The following is a 14,630-nucleotide window of genomic DNA, read 5'->3' as shown; positions in this document are numbered from 1 at the left end:
GAACACATGGCTTTACTGGACACCATCGAGGGACCCGCATCGCTGCGCGGGTTGTCCGACGAACGGCTCCGCGAGCTCGCAGAGGAGATCCGCGAGTTCCTCATCGACCGGGTCACCGCCTCCGGCGGCCACCTCGGCCCCAACCTCGGGGTGGTGGAGCTGACCATCGCACTGCACACCGTCTTCGACTCCCCGAAGGACCGCCTGCTCTGGGACACCGGGCACCAGTCCTACGTCCACAAGCTGCTCACGGGCCGCCGTGACGGGTTCGACCGGCTCCGCAAGGCGGGCGGCCTGTCCGGCTACCCCTCCCGGGCCGAGTCCGAACACGACCTGGTGGAGAACTCCCACGCCTCGACCGCGCTGTCCTACGCGGACGGGCTGGCCCGCGCGAACGCCCTCACCGGGACCGCCGACCGGGCCGTGGTCGCCGTCATCGGAGACGGCGCCATGACCGGCGGAATGGCCTGGGAGGCGCTCAACAACATCGGCGGCGGCCCCGATCGCCCCCTGGTCATCGTGCTCAACGACAACGAACGCTCCTACGACCCCACCACCGGCGGTTTCGCCGACCACTGCGCGCGCCTGCGCGGCGGCGACGCCGACCTCAGCGTGTTCGAGCAACTGGGGCTGACCTACCTGGGACCGGTGGACGGCCACGACATCCCCGCACTGAGGGAGGCCCTCGTCCGGGCCCGGCGGACCCCCGGCCCGGTCGTCGTGCACGCCGTCACCGAGAAGGGGCGCGGTTTCACGCCCACGGAGGAGAACGAGCTCGACAGGGGGCATGCCATCCGCCCCATGGACCGTCGGACCGGACGGCCGCTCTCGGCTCCCTCCGGCCCCTCCTTCAGCGCCGTGTTCGGTGAACACATCACCCGTATCGCCGCCGAGCGCCTCGACGTGGTCGCCGTCACCGCGGCGATGACCGAGCCCACCGGGCTGCTGCCGTTCCGCGAACGCTTTCCCGACCGTGTCATCGACGTCGGCATCGCCGAGCAGCACGCGGTGACGATGGCGGCCGGGCTGTCCATGGGCGGTGTCCACCCCGTGGTGGCCATCTACTCCACCTTCGTCAACCGTGCCCTGGACCAGCTCCTCATGGACGTCGCCCTGCACCGGCGGGCCGTCACCTTCGTCCTGGACAGGTCGGGGGTCACCGGTGACGACGGTCCCAGTCACAACGGCATGTGGGACATGTCCGTCCTTCAGGTCGTCCCGGGCCTGCGCATCTGCGCCCCCCGCGACGGGACCCGGCTGGCCGAACTCCTCAGGGAGGCCGTCTCCTGGGAGGAGGGGCCCACCCTGGTGCGCTTCCCCAAGGGCGCCACCGGGCCCGACATCCCGACCGAGGCGGTGTTCGGCGGTATGGACGTCCTGCGCCGCCAGGGAGCCCTGGACGTCCTGGTGGTGTCGATCGGCGCGCTGTCGCGGGTGGCCCTGGGGGTCGCCGACCGCCTCATCGCCCTGGGGCACGGTGTGACGGTGGTGGACCCGCGCTGGGTCTCGCCGGTCGCCCCGGGCCTGGCGGACATGGCCCGCCGACACCGCCTGGTGATCACGGTGGAGGACAACAGCCGGGTGGGTGGCGTGGGATCCACCATCGCCCAGGCGTTGCGCGACGCGCACGTCACCACCCCGCTGCGCGAGTTCGGCATCCCCCGCCGATTCCTGGACCACGGCGGCCGCGCCGACGTGCTGTCCCTGTGCGGGCTGACCATCGACGACGTCTCGACGGCGGCCGCCGAGGACATGGCCGTGCTGCGCGGCGCGGAGCGGGACCCGGAGTTCGCGGCCGGACTGCGCGGCCTCACCGGTGACGCCATGGCCCGCACCCTGCGCACGACATCCGAGGGAGAAGCACTGTGACCGTCGATCTCGGCATTCCCGCCACCCCGCCGCGCCCGCTGGCGACCCGGCGCAAGACCCGGCAGATCATGGTCGGCAACGTCCCCGTGGGCGGGGACGCGCCGGTGTCCGTGCAGTCCATGACCACCACCCGCACCTCCGACATCAACGCGACCCTCCAGCAGATCGCCGAGCTGACCGCCTCGGGCTGCCAGATCGTCCGGGTGGCGGTGCCCACCAACGACGACGCCGACGCGCTGCCGATCATCGCCAAGAAGTCGCAGATCCCGGTGATCGCCGACATCCACTTCCAGCCCAAGTACGTGTTCCAGGCCATCGACGCGGGCTGCGCGGCGGTGCGCGTCAACCCGGGCAACATCAAGAAGTTCGACGACAAGGTCGCCGAGATCGCCAGGGCCGCGGGCGAGGCGGGCACCCCGATCCGCATCGGCGTCAACGCCGGGTCCCTGGACAAGCGCCTGCTGGCCAAGTACGGCAGGGCCACCCCCGAGGCGCTGGTGGAGTCGGCGCTGTGGGAGTGCTCCCTGTTCGAGGAGCACGGTTTCCGCGACATCAAGATCTCGGTCAAGCACAACGACCCGGTCGTCATGGTCAACGCCTACCGCCGGCTCGCCTCGGCCTGCGACTACCCGCTGCACCTGGGGGTGACCGAGGCCGGTCCCGCCTTCCAGGGCACCATCAAGTCCGCGGTGGCGTTCGGCGCCCTGCTCTCGGAGGGCATCGGCGACACCATCCGTGTGTCGCTGTCGGCGCCGCCGGCCGAGGAGGTCAAGGTCGGCGCGCAGATCCTGGAGTCGCTGGGTCTGCGCGAGCGGGGTCTGGAGATCGTGTCCTGCCCCAGTTGCGGGCGTGCCCAGGTGGACGTGTACACGCTGGCGGAGGAGGTCACCGCCGGGCTGGAGGGTCTGGAGGTGCCGCTGCGGGTGGCCGTGATGGGGTGCGTGGTCAACGGTCCGGGCGAGGCCCGTGAGGCCGATCTGGGTGTGGCCTCCGGTAACGGCAAGGGCCAGATCTTCGTCAAGGGCGAGGTCATCAAGACGGTGCCGGAGTCCAAGATCGTGGAGACCCTGATCGAGGAGGCCATGCGCATCGCCGAGGAGATGGGCGAGGCCGGGGTGGGGCCGGGCGAGCCCACCGTCGCCGTCGCGGGCTGACCCCTACATCCGACCCACCCCACCCACCACGGAGCGAAATGAGCATCGACGCACCCACCTCCTCCATGGCAGGCCTCCTCACCACCGCGGGACGCTACGCCCGGCTGATCAAGTACAAGTTCGTCATCGACTTCCTGCTCACCCTCGTCATCGTCGCCACCATCCTGGGCGTGGACGGCCTCACCGCCGACGGCGTACCGCGCACCCTGCTGTTCTTCGCGCTCGGCATGCTCGGCGTCCTGTCCGCCGTCATGACCCTGGACGACGTCACCGGTGCCGAAGACGGCAGCGACACCGCCAATTACGTCGAGGTCGAGGACACCGCGCTGCGTCCCCTCGAACGCAAACCACTGCTCACCGGGGAGCTGACCGTGGCCCAGGCCCGGCGGTTCGGCCATCTCAGCCTGGTGTGGGGCGCGGTGTGGTGGACCCTGGCACTCCTGGTCACCCCGCACCCCACCCTCGGGGCGGCCGTCCTGATCGCCCTGCTCCTGTTCCTGAGCGTCCAGTACTCGTGGGGGCTGAAGCTCAGCTACCACGGGTTGGGGGAGGCGGTACTGCTGTTCTCGGCGACCGCCTTCCTGCTGGCCCCCTACAGCCTGGCCACGGGGGAACTGCCCCTCCTGGTCGTGGTCCAGGGGCTGTTGTTCGGGTTCGGTCAGCTCCTCATCGCGGGCTACTCCAACACCAACGACATCCCCGGGGACTCCGCAGCCGGACGGCGCACGGTGGCCGTGCTCACCTCCGCACGTGGCAACCGGGTGTTCCTGGGTGCCCTGACAGCGGTCAACCTCCTGATCGTTGCCGTTCCTCCGCTCACCGGGGCCGCCCCCTGGTGGTTCGCACTCGTGCTCGCGCCGTTCGCCGTGCTGCGGGTCCGGCAGTACACGGGCTTCCTCGCCACCGGGGACCCGTTGGTCGCCCGCAGCCGGGGCATCGCGACCTTTCGGACCGTGGTCGCCTGCATGATCGCGTTCAACCTGCTGTACCTCTTCCTGTGAGGGGCGGCCCGTCCGAGGCGGCCGGTCAGGTCTGCCGACCGGCCGATCCGACCGGCCGCCCCTGCCGGGTGAACCAGCCGGCTACCTGGACACGGGAGGAGCAGTCGAGCTTGCGCATGATCCGCCGCAGGTGGTTGACGGCGGTCCATTCCGAGATGCCCAGGCTGCGGGCCACCTCCCGGTTGGTCATGCCGCGGGCGACGAGTTCGGCCACCTGGAATTCCCTTTTGGTCAGCGGTCCGTCTTCGGGTGGGGCGGCCCGTCCGGTCGGGGACGTCAGACCGGAGGAGGCCAGTATCTCGCCGATCGTCTCTCGGGGGGTCAGGGCCAGCCCCCGGGCCCGGCACTCGGCGAACTCCCTGACGCCCAGGCGCAGCCGGGCCTGCTCGACGGTGTCGGCCACCGCCGAGCGCAGGGGAGCGGGAGGCGAGCAGTCCGTGCCCGAGCGCATGGCGGATGCCGCGCCCAGTGAGTGGGCGATGGTGCGCCAGCACTCGTCGGTGACGGACCGCTCCCGGGCGAGCAGCACGGCCACCCGTTCCGTCCCGGTGGCGCACGCGGCCCGGTCACCGCAGGCGTGCAGCGCCTCCAGGGCGGTGCGGTAGCGGAGCAGGGCCCGCTCGGCGCCCCCACGGGCCCAGAGGGCTTCGGCCAGGAGACAGCCGACCATGGCCTCCTCCCGGTCGTCGCCCCATCGGGCGAACTCCCGCCGCGCCCGTTCCGCCGTGGTCTCGGCGGCCGCGTGGTCGCCGAGCATCACCAGGCACAGCGCCAGGTCCCTCAGGGCCAACGCCTGTTCGTACCCCTCGTTCAGCGCCGCCAGTTTCCCCACGGCCTCCTCCAGGAGTTCCCTGGCGCTCACCACCTCGCCGCGGTACATCGCGAGCGAGCCCAGGCGCCGCAGCCCGGTGGCCGCGCCCCGGACGTCCCCGGCGGCCTCGTAGCCCTTCAGGGAATCACGCAGGTGCGCCTCGGCGCGGTCGTACTCGTTCACCCATATGAGCAGTTCGCCCAGAATGCCGCGGCCTTCGACGATCACACGTTCGGGGACCTCCGGACCGGACAGCACCCGCTCCAGCATCTCGGTGATCCCCCGGACCCGTCCGCTGCCGTGCCAGTAACCGCGCAGGGCGAAGGCCAACCGGAGCGCGCCCGCATGGTCGCCGTCGTCCAGTAGGAAGCCCATCGCGGAGAGCGTGTCCGTCGTCCACTGGCGCAGGCGCGGCAGCAGCCGCTCGCGCTCGTCGGTCCCGGGGGGGCCGTGGAGGCAGTCGGTGAGCTGGAGGAAGTAGGCTGCGTGCGAGCGCAGGACCCTTTCCAGACCGCCGGTCTCACGCAGCCGGTCCAGGACGTGGCGGCGGGTCAGGAACGACAGCCGGAACGTCACATCGCCGTCCTCGCACTCACCCGTGTACAGCACGTTCATGTCGACCAACCTCTCCATCAGGTGCTGGACACGGGCTGCGGGCAGCCCGGTCACCGCGACCGCCGAGGGCAGGTCGAAACCCTCGTGGAACGCCGCCATCTGCCCCAGGAACTCCCGGTCCAGGTCGTGCAGGCGGCTCAGGGACAGGGAGATGGCCGAGCGCATGCTCGTGTGCGAGGACAGCGTGCCACCGCCGTCGACCGTGAGTACGTCCAGGTCCCGTGCCAGCTCTGACAGGACGACCTGAGGGGAGCACAGTTTCATCTGCGCGGCCGCCAGTTCGATCGCCAGAGGAAGGCCGTCGGTCAGGGCGCACAGGCGGGCGACCGCGTCGTGGTTCTCCGGGGTGAGCTCGAACTCCGGGCGTACGGTCCGCGTACGGCGTATGAACAGCTGTACGGACGGAAGTCCGCGGGACTGGGCCAGGCCCCCGCTCCCATTCAGCGAAGGGGTCTCCAGCGGGGCCAGCCGCATCACCTGTTCCTCGTACACCCCCAGCGACCAGGGGGCGACCACCAGGAGCGACAGGTGGCGGTGGGCGGCCAGCAGGCCGGTCAGCAGCGAGGGGAGCCGGTCCATGAAGCGGTCGCAACCGTCCATCGCCAGCAGGAAGCGATCCCCGTCCGGCCGTCCCGGCGGTACCGTGCTCTCCGCCAGGGCGGCGTGCACGGTCTGTTCGAGTTCCGTAGGGGAGTCCAGCCTGCTCAGGTCCAGGGAGAGCCCGTCGGCGAACGTCGGCAGCACATCGTTGAACGCGGTCGCGGCCAGCCTGCTCTTGCCCACCCCCACCGGTCCGGTGACGGTGACGATACGGGTACTCGGCTCGGCCAGCCTTCGCCGGAGGGTCTCCAGTTCGGTCTCGCGCCCGATGAGCGGAGTGGGGAAGTGATTCCAAGGAGTGAAGGGATGCGGTTCGGGTCGGGGGGGATGAGAGATGCTCTGGGACGGGGTGAGCACTGTGGCCTGCTTTCTTGTTCGCCGCCCTCCGGCGGGGCGATACCGGTGGCACAGCGGACCTGCCGAGGCGCCCGCAGGGCCTTCGGCGCGGGCCTCCGGTCGGGCGCCCCGACCGGAGGCCCGATGTCCGGTTCTGCGGGTGGCCCATTCCCGACCCCGTGCGGAGGCCGGGCACCCGGTGTTCCTAGACGGTGCGCAGGGGACGTACCAGACCGGAGACGCGCGCCATCCGCTCCCCCTGGAAGCGGGCGGCCTTGAGGACGGCCTTCGAAGGCGCACCCTGGCAGGAAGGGCTGGACAGGCCGTAGGGGTTGCCTCCCGCCTCGTGGACGATGTCGTAGTCCACGTAGCCGGTGGGGACGATGAGGCAGCCCCAATGGTGCATCACGTTGTAAAGCGACAGCAGGGTGGACTCCTGGCCACCGTGGATCTCGTAGCTGCTGGTGAAGCCGGTGGCCGGTTTGTTGGCGAGCTCGCCCGCCTCCCAGAGGCCGCCGGCGCTGTCGATGAACTGCTTCAGCTGTGAACTGACGTTGCCGAACCGCGTCGGGCTCCCGAAGGCGAAGCCGTCGGCCCAGGCCAGGTCCTCCAATGTGGCGACGGGCACGTCCTCGGTGGCGTCCAGGTGGGCCCGCCACTCCGGGTTGGAGGCGATGGCCTCCTCTGGTGCGTGCTCGGCGACGCGGCGCAGGCGGACCTCGGCGCCGGCGTCGGCCGCGCCCTCCGAGATCGCCTCCGCGATGGCATGCACGTTTCCGGTGGACGAATAATAGATGACAGAGATTCGAGCGGTCATTGTTCCTTTTTATTCACGGATGGCGATAATTCGCTGGTCACTTAGAGTGGTCAATGTACTGGAGGGGGTGCCCTGTTTGGATGCTAGTTGGCGATGGCGCTATGAGGCAAGTCTCGTTTTTTTGGCAGGGGGCTTTTGATCTGCGCGAATTATTTTTCATCCGCTGCAAGATTTTTCTTTGCGTCGTGTTGGGGGTGTTCTATGTGTGACCAGAGTGTCGCATGTTTTCCATGTGTCTTGAGTTGATTGGTGCCGAGTACTTTTTGGTACGTACTTTCGCTTGATTTGCCTTTAGTTGAGAGATTTCTGCGGCCTCCGGCGCTCGAAGGAATTTCGGCGACCGTTGGCGCTGGTGGGGCGGGCGGCGCCGCATATTTTTTTCTCAAAATTTTTGTCAATCCTCTGAGTATCTGTTTTCGGGGTGTGGCGGCCCTGTAAAGCCCTCGGTTTTCGGTGTCCACCTGGGGATTCGTGCCCGGAAAGCGATCCGCGCGCTCTTCGGCCTCGGGTGTTCTCTGTTCGAACTCTTATTCGACATGAGGACGGAAGGTGACACAGCCCGGACGCGCTTCCCGGAACCCCAGCCCGGTCCCCTCAGAATCGGGGCCATGTACGCCGCATACATCGACCGACTCGGCGGGCCCGAACTGATCCGCCATGGCACGCTTCCGGACCCCGATCCCGGCCCCGGGGAGGTTCTGGTCGAGGTGGACTTCGCCACCGTCAACCACGTGGACACCTTCGTCCGGTCCGGTGCCTGGCGAACACCCCTCACCTTCCCCTTCGCTGTGGGCCGCGATCTCGTCGGCAGCGTGGTCCGCGCCGCGCCCGACGTCCAGGACGGGCCCCCGCCGGGAACACCCGTCTGGTCGCTCAGCATGGGGTACGACGGCAGACAGGGGGCCGCCGCCGAACGGGTCGCCGTGCCCGCCGACCGTCTCTACCCGATGCCCGCGGGCGTCGACCCCGCCGCACTCGTCGCACTGGCACACCCCGCCGCCACCGCCTACCTGGCCCTGGCCACGCACGGTCGGCTGCGCCCACAGGAGGAGGTGGTCGTCGTGGGCGCGGGCGGCAACGTCGGCACCGCACTGGTGGCCATGGCCGTCCACGCCGGGGCCCGGGTCACCGCCGTGGCGTCCGCAGCCGACACCGACCACTGCCGCGGCTCCGGTGCGCACGCCGTGCTCGACCGCCGCGACCCCGAACTGTACGAACGGATCGCCGACCTGCACCCCCGGGGCGTGGACCTGTACGTCGACGCGGCCGGCCGCAACGAGGTCGAACCCGCCCTCGCCGTGCTGGCCCGGCGCGGCCGCCTCGTCCTGCTCGCGGGGATGGGCGCTCGCCCCGTCCTGCCGGTCGGATCCCTCTACCTCCTAGACCGCTCCATCCTGGGCTTCGCCATCTCCCAGGCGACCGTCGACGAACTGGCCGAGGCCGCCGCGCAGGTGGGGCGGCTCGCCGCGCGCGGTGTCCTGCGTCCTCGCCGGCACGACATCGTGCCCCTGGAACACACCGCGAGGGTCCACCGTGCCGTGGAGGAGGGGGCTGCCCGCGGACGCCGGTTCGTCATCGCGGTGCGCGCCGCGACCCGACGCGGGGCGGACCTGACCAACTCTGGGCCGATGTTTGGCGCCACCTCGCCCGGCCTTGCGAACCTTCCAGCCATGAGCGCATCCATCATCGACACCACCCCCCTCTTCGAACTGCGGGCGAGCGTCCGGGTGTCCGCGTCCCCAGAGCAGGTGTACGAGGTCGTGAGCGATCTGCCGCGCAGCTCCGAATGGAGTCCCGAATGCCGTGGCGGCGTTTGGATCTCCGGCGAGCCCCGGCAGGTGGGCTCGGTCTTCCGGGGCGAGAACCTGCGCGCCGACGACGTCGTCGGCTGGGCGCCCCTGATCCGCGGCGTATGGCACACCGAGGCCCGCGTCACGGAGGCCGACCCCGGCCGAACCTTCCGCTGGATGATGCTCTCCCACGCCGGAGCGGACCAGGAGAGCGTCTGGGGATTCGACATCGAGCCCACCGATGACGGCGGGTCCGTCCTGACCCACCACTTCCGGATGGGCCGGGCCACCGCCGGGATCCACAAGATCACAGCCGACCTGGACGAAGAGGGTCGCAAGCGCTTCATCACCGAGTGGACCGACAAGCTCGAACGGGACCTCGACGTGACCCTGGCCCGGATCAAGCGTGTGATCCAAGAGGGCTGACCCCCACCCCGACCGACAGAACGGACGAGCCGTGTTCCTTCAGCGCATAGCCAACCGGGGCATCCGACTGGGCACCCTCTTCGATCGTGCGGCGGCCCGCTACCCGGCCAACCCCGTGATCCTCGACCACGAACTGGACATCGCGCCCGAGCGGGGGCGCCGACTCACCCTCACCGAGATCGCGGACCTGGTGGACGACTTCGCCTCGCGGCTGTGGTCCCTGCGGATCCGGCCCGGCGACCACGTGGTCGTGCACAAGTCCGACGCCTTCGACATCTCCCTTCTGGCCTGCGCGACAGCTCGGATCGGCGCGATCCCGGTCATGCTGTCCCCCAAACTCGACGGGGCCACCGTCGCGGCCCTGCTGGGCCGGGTCGACCGCCCCTACCTCCTCACCGACCAGGCCAAACTGGAGAAGGAGCTGCCCGCCGAGGTGTTCGACCTCAGCGAGCGCGTCCTGCTGGCGGCGGGGGAGTACGAGGGCGCGGTGCCCCTGGCCTCCCTGGCCGGGGTCGCACGGGTCCGGCCCGTCACCATGCCGCCCGACCACCCCACGATGGTCACTCACACCTCCGGCACCACGGGCCTGCCCAAACTCGCATTGCACACCGGGCGTACCTTCCAGGCGCGCTACCGGCCCCAGAGCCTGGTGGTGGGAGCCGCGGTACGCCGACGTGAACCCATCGCCATCCACGTCTCCTTCGTGCACTCGCGGATGTACACGGCGATGCCGATCTCCGTCCTCCAGGGCCATCCCCTCGTGATCCTGCGAGACGACGACGAGGAGAACGTGGCGGCCCTCTTCGCCCGGGTCCGCCCCGGTTTCATCGAGGCGCACCCCAATACCTTCCTGCGCTGGGAGCCGCTCGCCGACGACCCCCGCGAACCGCTGGCCAACGTCAAGTACTTCAGCAGTACCTTCGACGCCATCCATCCGCGCACCGTACAGAGGATGCTGAGCGCCTCCCGGCGGGACCTGCCCCTGTTCGCCCAGGCGTACGGTCAGAGCGAGGTGGGGCCCATCGCGGCCCGCACCTACACGCGCGCCCGCGGCGCGGACGCCGACGGCCGCTGTGTGGGCCGTCCCTTCCCAGGGATGACCGACGTCCGGGTGGTCTCCCGCGACGGTCGTACCCCGACCAGGACCTCGCCCGGTCACATCGAGGTGCGCAGCGACGGCCGCATCATCACCTACCTCGGCGAGCACGAGCGCTGGCGCAAGCAGGTCAACGGCGGCTGGTGGCGCATGGGCGACGTCGGCTACCTCAGCAAATGGGGCTGCCTGCACCTGCTGGACCGCGAGATCGACGAGATCGACGGGGTCGACAGCACCCTGGAGGTGGAGGACCGGCTGTTCGACCGCCTTCCCGACCTCATCGAGGTCATCATCGTCCCCTCTCCGGAGGGGAGGCCGGTGCCCGTCGTGTGCACCCGCCATGACGTGCCGCTCGACGAGGCCGCCTGGCGTGCGGCCACCGCGGACCTGCCGGCCATGGAACCGCCGCTCCACTGGCGGTTGGAGGACCTGCCCCAGACCGCCACCACCAAGATCAAGCGGCGCGAAATAGTCGAAATGCTCAAATCCGGCCACGGCGTCGGGCCCGAGGGGGAGGGGACATGACCGTTGGTGCCGACGGGGCCCCGTCCCCGCGCGAGGCCGACGCGGACCGGTTCGAGGTCGGCGTCGTCGGGGCGGGGCCACGCGGCCTGTCGGTGGTCGAACGGCTCTGCGCGAACGAGCGGGTACACCCCTCCCGTTCGCGCATCGTGATCCACCTCATCGACCCGTACCCCGCCGGGGCCGGGGCGGTGTGGCGTACGGACCAGTCCCGGATCCTGCTCATGAACACGGTCGCCTCGCAGGTGACGGTGTTCACCGACGAGAGCGTGGTGATCGACGGGCCGATCGAACCCGGGCCCTCCCTGGCGGACTGGGCCCGCGAGGTGGCCCTCTTCGGCGGTCACGACGAGGAGACCGTGGCCGAGGCCCGCCGCCTCGGCCCGGACTCGTACCCCACCCGGGCGTTCTACGGCAGCTACCTGAAGGCCTGCCTGGACGGGATCGTGGCCAAAGCCCCCGAGCACGTCGGGATCACGGTGCACCGGTCCCGGGCCATCGCCATGGCCGACACCCTCGGCTTCACGGACGGCCCCCAGGGACTGCGCCTGGAGAACGGTGTCCGACTGGACCACCTCGACGCGATCGTGCTCGCCCTGGGCCACCTGCCGGTGCGTCCCGGACCCTCTGAGGCGCGCACCGCCAGTCTGGCCAGGATCCACCACCTCACCCACATCGCCCCGGCCAATCCGGCCGATGTGGACACGACCCGGGTCCCTGGTGGAGCACCCGTCCTGCTACGAGGGCTGGGCCTGAACTTCTTCGACCACATGGCCCTGTTCACGGAGGGCCGCGGCGGCTCCTACCGGGAGGAGGGGGACCGCCTGGTCTACCTCCCCAGCGGTGAGGAACCCGTGCTGTACGCCTTCTCCCGCAGGGGGGTGCCCTACCACGCGCGGGGCGAGAACCAGAAGGGCGCCTCCGGGCGGTACATGCCGCGCCTGCTCACCGCCGAACGTGTCGAGCGCATGCGCGCCAGGGCGGCCGGCGGACTGAGCATGAAACGGGACCTGTGGCCCTTCATCGCCCGTGAGGTCGAGTCCGTCTACTACGGCACCCTCCTGCGGTCCCGCGGTTCCGCTGACGGGGAGGATCTCGTTTCCCGCTACCTCACCGCCGCCGACCCCGAAGCGCTCCTGCGGGAGTACGGCATCGCCCCCCGGGACCGCTGGGACTGGGACCGCGTGGCCCGTCCCTGCGCGGGACGCGACTTCGCCGACCGCGCGGCGTTCCGCTCCTGGCTGCTGGAACACCTGCGCGAGGACGTCCGGATGGCCCGAAGGGGGAACGTGGAGGACCCGACCAAGGCCGCCCTCGACGTTCTGCGCGACCTGCGCAACGAGGTCCGGCTCGCGGTCGACCACGGCGGGCTGGAGGGTGTCTCCCACCGAGACGAACTGGACGGCTGGTACACCCCGCTCAACGCCTACCTCTCCATCGGCCCGCCCGTCTCCCGGGTCAGCGAACTGATCGCCCTCATCGAGGCGGGCGTCGTGGACATCCTCGGCCCCGGCACCCAGGTCCGGCTGGACACCGCGGCCCCGGACTTCGTGGCCCGGTCCACCCGCGCGCCCGGACCGCCCGTGCGCTCGAAAGTGCTCATCGAGGCGCGTCTGCCCGAGCCCGACCTGCGCCGCACCGCAGACCCCCTCATAAGCCACCTGCTCGACAGCGACCAGATCTCTGCGCACCGCATCGCCGTCAACGGCGCTCCCCCCTTCGAAACCGGGGGAATGGCGGTCACCCGACGCCCCTACCGGACCATCGACGCCCAGGGCCGGGCCCACCCCCGCAGGTTCGCCTACGGGGTGCCCACCGAGGCGGTCCACTGGGTCACCGCGGCGGGCACCCGCCCAGGGGTGGACTCGGTGACGCTGGGCGATTCCGACGCCATCGCCCGAGCCGTCCTGGCCCTGGCCCCCGCCTCCGCCACACGTACCGGGACCGCCGACCACTTGACCGGGGTGATCGTATGAACCCGCCCACCGACACCGGCCTGCTGTCCCCCGTCCGGGCCGGCACCCCGGTCGAGTCCCTCGTCTCCGACCGGGCCTGGCTCCAGGCCATGCTGGACGCCGAGGCCGCCCTGGCCCGTTCCCAGGCCCGCCTGGGAACGGTGCCCGAGACCGCGGCCGCCGAGATCACCCGGGCGGCCCGCGCCGAGTACTTCGACCTGGCCGCCATCGCGGTGTCGGCCCGTGAGAACGCCAACCCTGTCGTGGCGCTGGTCCGGGAGCTCACCCGGATCGTTGCCGAGCGCGCTCCCGAGGCCGCCGAGTACGTACACCGGGGCTCCACGAGCCAGGACGTGTTCGACACCGGTGCCATGCTGGTCTCGGCCCGTGCCCTGGGGGCCATCGGGGAGGATCTGAGCACCGCCGCCGACCACCTGGCCGCACTCGCCCGACGCCACCGGGACGCCCCCGCCGTCGCCCGTACCCTGGCCCTGCACGCCGTGCCCACCACAGTGGGCCTGCGGGCCGCAGGCTGGTTCCGGCTCGTCGAGGACGCCCGTGCACGGATCGCACGGCTGCTGGACGGTGGTCTGCCGGTATCCCTGGGCGGAGCGGCCGGAACACTCGCCGGGTACCTGGAGTACGCCTCGGACCAGGACCACGAGTCTCCGGCTGCCTACACCACCGCCCTGGTCGGCGAGTTCGCAAGGGAGACCGGGCTGGCCGCCCCGACCCTGCCCTGGCATGCCCTGCGCACCCCGATCGCCGACCTGGCCGCCGTCACGGCGTTCACGACCGGGGCCCTGGGCAAGATCGCGGTCGACGTGATCAACCTGTCCCGGACCGAGGTGGCCGAGGTCGCCGAGCCCGGGCCGCCCGGACACGGGGCCTCCTCGGCCATGCCCCACAAGCGCAACCCCGTGCTGGCCACCATGGTCCGCAGCGCCGCACTCCAGGTGCCCGCCCTGGCGTCGGGACTGACCGGCTGCCTGCTCGCCGAGGACGAGCGTTCCGGCGGGGCGTGGCACGCCGAGTGGGTGCTGCTGCGTGAATGCCTGCGCCTCACCGGGGGAGCGGCGCACACCCTCGTCGAGCTGGTCGAGGGGATGGACGTCGACACCGTGAAGGCCGAGCGCAACCTCGGGTCGACCGGTTCGGCCGTCTGCGCCGAACGGGTCGTCGCGTTCCTCACCCCGCGATTGGGCCGCGGCCCGGCGCGTCGCCTGCTCGAACGCTGTTCCGCCGAGGCCGCCCGTGACGGCCGCCCGCTGGCCCGGGTCCTGGCCGAGGAGGACGAGCTTCAGGACGTGCCGGCCACAGCACTCCGGACGCTGTGCGACCCCCGCGACTACACGGGGGCCGCCGCGGCCCTGGTGGACGCGGCCCTGGGCGACCGCTGACGTCCGCGGGGCGGGGCCCTGTGTACCCCGCCCCCGACACGTCTGCGGTCAGACCAGCGCGTGCCGCGCCGCCAGCGCCGCGTCGTACCGCTCCCACACGATCCGCGCCAGCTCCGGCGCGGCGCCCAGCACCTCCGACACCGCGGTCGCCCCCGCCGATTCCGCCTGCTCGCGGACCCGGTCGGCGAAGAACCCCGGGGCCAGCAGGTAGGTGGACACCGCCACCCGCCGCGCGCCC

At 70.9% G+C, this 14,630-nt stretch carries 9 protein-coding genes and 1 pseudogene; 7 read left to right on the top strand and 3 right to left on the bottom strand.

Annotated features, from left to right (window positions below; all coding sequences use genetic code 11):
- Positions 1–6: 6 nt before the first annotated feature.
- The 3 genes from QJS33_RS16335 to QJS33_RS16325 are packed head-to-tail and all read left to right on the top strand — an operon-like array spanning position 7 to position 4,024.
- Positions 7–1,869 (top strand): 1-deoxy-D-xylulose-5-phosphate synthase, encoded by a 1,863-nt coding sequence (locus QJS33_RS16335; RefSeq protein ID WP_306368843.1) that lies wholly within the window; start codon positions 7–9, stop codon positions 1,867–1,869.
- A complete protein-coding gene (gene ispG / locus QJS33_RS16330; protein ID WP_306368842.1) occupies positions 1,866–3,023 on the top strand; it encodes a flavodoxin-dependent (E)-4-hydroxy-3-methylbut-2-enyl-diphosphate synthase in 1,158 nt (385 codons plus the stop codon). The genes QJS33_RS16335 and ispG overlap by 4 nt, the downstream gene beginning before the upstream one ends.
- A gap of 38 nt (positions 3,024–3,061) precedes the next feature.
- Complete coding sequence (locus tag QJS33_RS16325) at positions 3,062–4,024, top strand: UbiA family prenyltransferase (RefSeq protein WP_306368841.1); 963 nt, start codon at positions 3,062–3,064, stop codon at positions 4,022–4,024.
- A gap of 25 nt (positions 4,025–4,049) precedes the next feature.
- Here QJS33_RS16325 and QJS33_RS16320 read toward each other — a convergent pair whose 3' ends face one another.
- Positions 4,050–6,233, bottom strand: coding sequence for a LuxR C-terminal-related transcriptional regulator (locus QJS33_RS16320; RefSeq protein ID WP_306368840.1), 2,184 nt, complete (start codon positions 6,231–6,233; stop codon positions 4,050–4,052).
- Positions 6,234–6,591: 358 nt separating this feature from the next.
- The gene (gene wrbA, locus QJS33_RS16315) at positions 6,592–7,203 is read right to left on the bottom strand and encodes an NAD(P)H:quinone oxidoreductase (protein ID WP_306368839.1); all 612 of its coding nucleotides are present in this window, start codon (positions 7,201–7,203) and stop codon (positions 6,592–6,594) included.
- Positions 7,204–7,811: 608 nt separating this feature from the next.
- Here wrbA and QJS33_RS16310 point away from each other — a divergent pair.
- Genes QJS33_RS16310 through pcaB form a run of 4 tightly spaced genes read left to right on the top strand, consistent with a single transcriptional unit; the run spans position 7,812 to position 14,392 of the window.
- Positions 7,812–9,419: a zinc-binding dehydrogenase gene (locus QJS33_RS16310; RefSeq protein ID WP_306368838.1), complete on the top strand. Its 1,608-nt coding sequence runs from the start codon at positions 7,812–7,814 to the stop codon at positions 9,417–9,419.
- Between the two features lie 31 nt (positions 9,420–9,450).
- Positions 9,451–11,040: a class I adenylate-forming enzyme family protein gene (locus QJS33_RS16305; protein WP_306368837.1), complete on the top strand. Its 1,590-nt coding sequence runs from the start codon at positions 9,451–9,453 to the stop codon at positions 11,038–11,040.
- The gene (locus QJS33_RS16300) at positions 11,037–13,013 is read left to right on the top strand and encodes an FAD/NAD(P)-binding domain-containing protein (RefSeq protein WP_306368836.1); all 1,977 of its coding nucleotides are present in this window, start codon (positions 11,037–11,039) and stop codon (positions 13,011–13,013) included. The genes QJS33_RS16305 and QJS33_RS16300 overlap by 4 nt, the downstream gene beginning before the upstream one ends.
- Entirely contained in the window at positions 13,010–14,392 is a 1,383-nt protein-coding gene (pcaB, locus tag QJS33_RS16295; protein ID WP_306368835.1) for a 3-carboxy-cis,cis-muconate cycloisomerase, read from the top strand. The genes QJS33_RS16300 and pcaB overlap by 4 nt, the downstream gene beginning before the upstream one ends.
- Positions 14,393–14,440: 48 nt before the next feature.
- On the opposite strand, the pseudogene QJS33_RS16290 reads toward pcaB, so the two are convergent.
- Positions 14,441–14,630, bottom strand: a pseudogene (locus tag QJS33_RS16290) (sirohydrochlorin chelatase); the annotation flags it as partial.

Source organism: Nocardiopsis sp. CC223A (assembly GCF_030766825.1).
GTDB lineage: Bacteria > Actinomycetota > Actinomycetes > Streptosporangiales > Streptosporangiaceae > Nocardiopsis.
The sequence above is the reverse complement of the archived record's forward strand: the minus strand, read 5'-3'. Positions and strand labels throughout refer to the sequence as shown.

Coding starts and splice junctions, on each gene's coding strand:
- QJS33_RS16310 (WP_306368838.1), top strand. CDS start 7,812: ATGTACGCCGCATACATCGACCGACTCGGCGGGCCCGAACTGATCCGC.
- QJS33_RS16300 (WP_306368836.1), top strand. CDS start 11,037: ATGACCGTTGGTGCCGACGGGGCCCCGTCCCCGCGCGAGGCCGACGCG.
- QJS33_RS16335 (WP_306368843.1), top strand. CDS start 7: ATGGCTTTACTGGACACCATCGAGGGACCCGCATCGCTGCGCGGGTTG.
- wrbA (WP_306368839.1), bottom strand. CDS start 7,203: ATGACCGCTCGAATCTCTGTCATCTATTATTCGTCCACCGGAAACGTG.
- QJS33_RS16325 (WP_306368841.1), top strand. CDS start 3,062: ATGAGCATCGACGCACCCACCTCCTCCATGGCAGGCCTCCTCACCACC.
- pcaB (WP_306368835.1), top strand. CDS start 13,010: ATGAACCCGCCCACCGACACCGGCCTGCTGTCCCCCGTCCGGGCCGGC.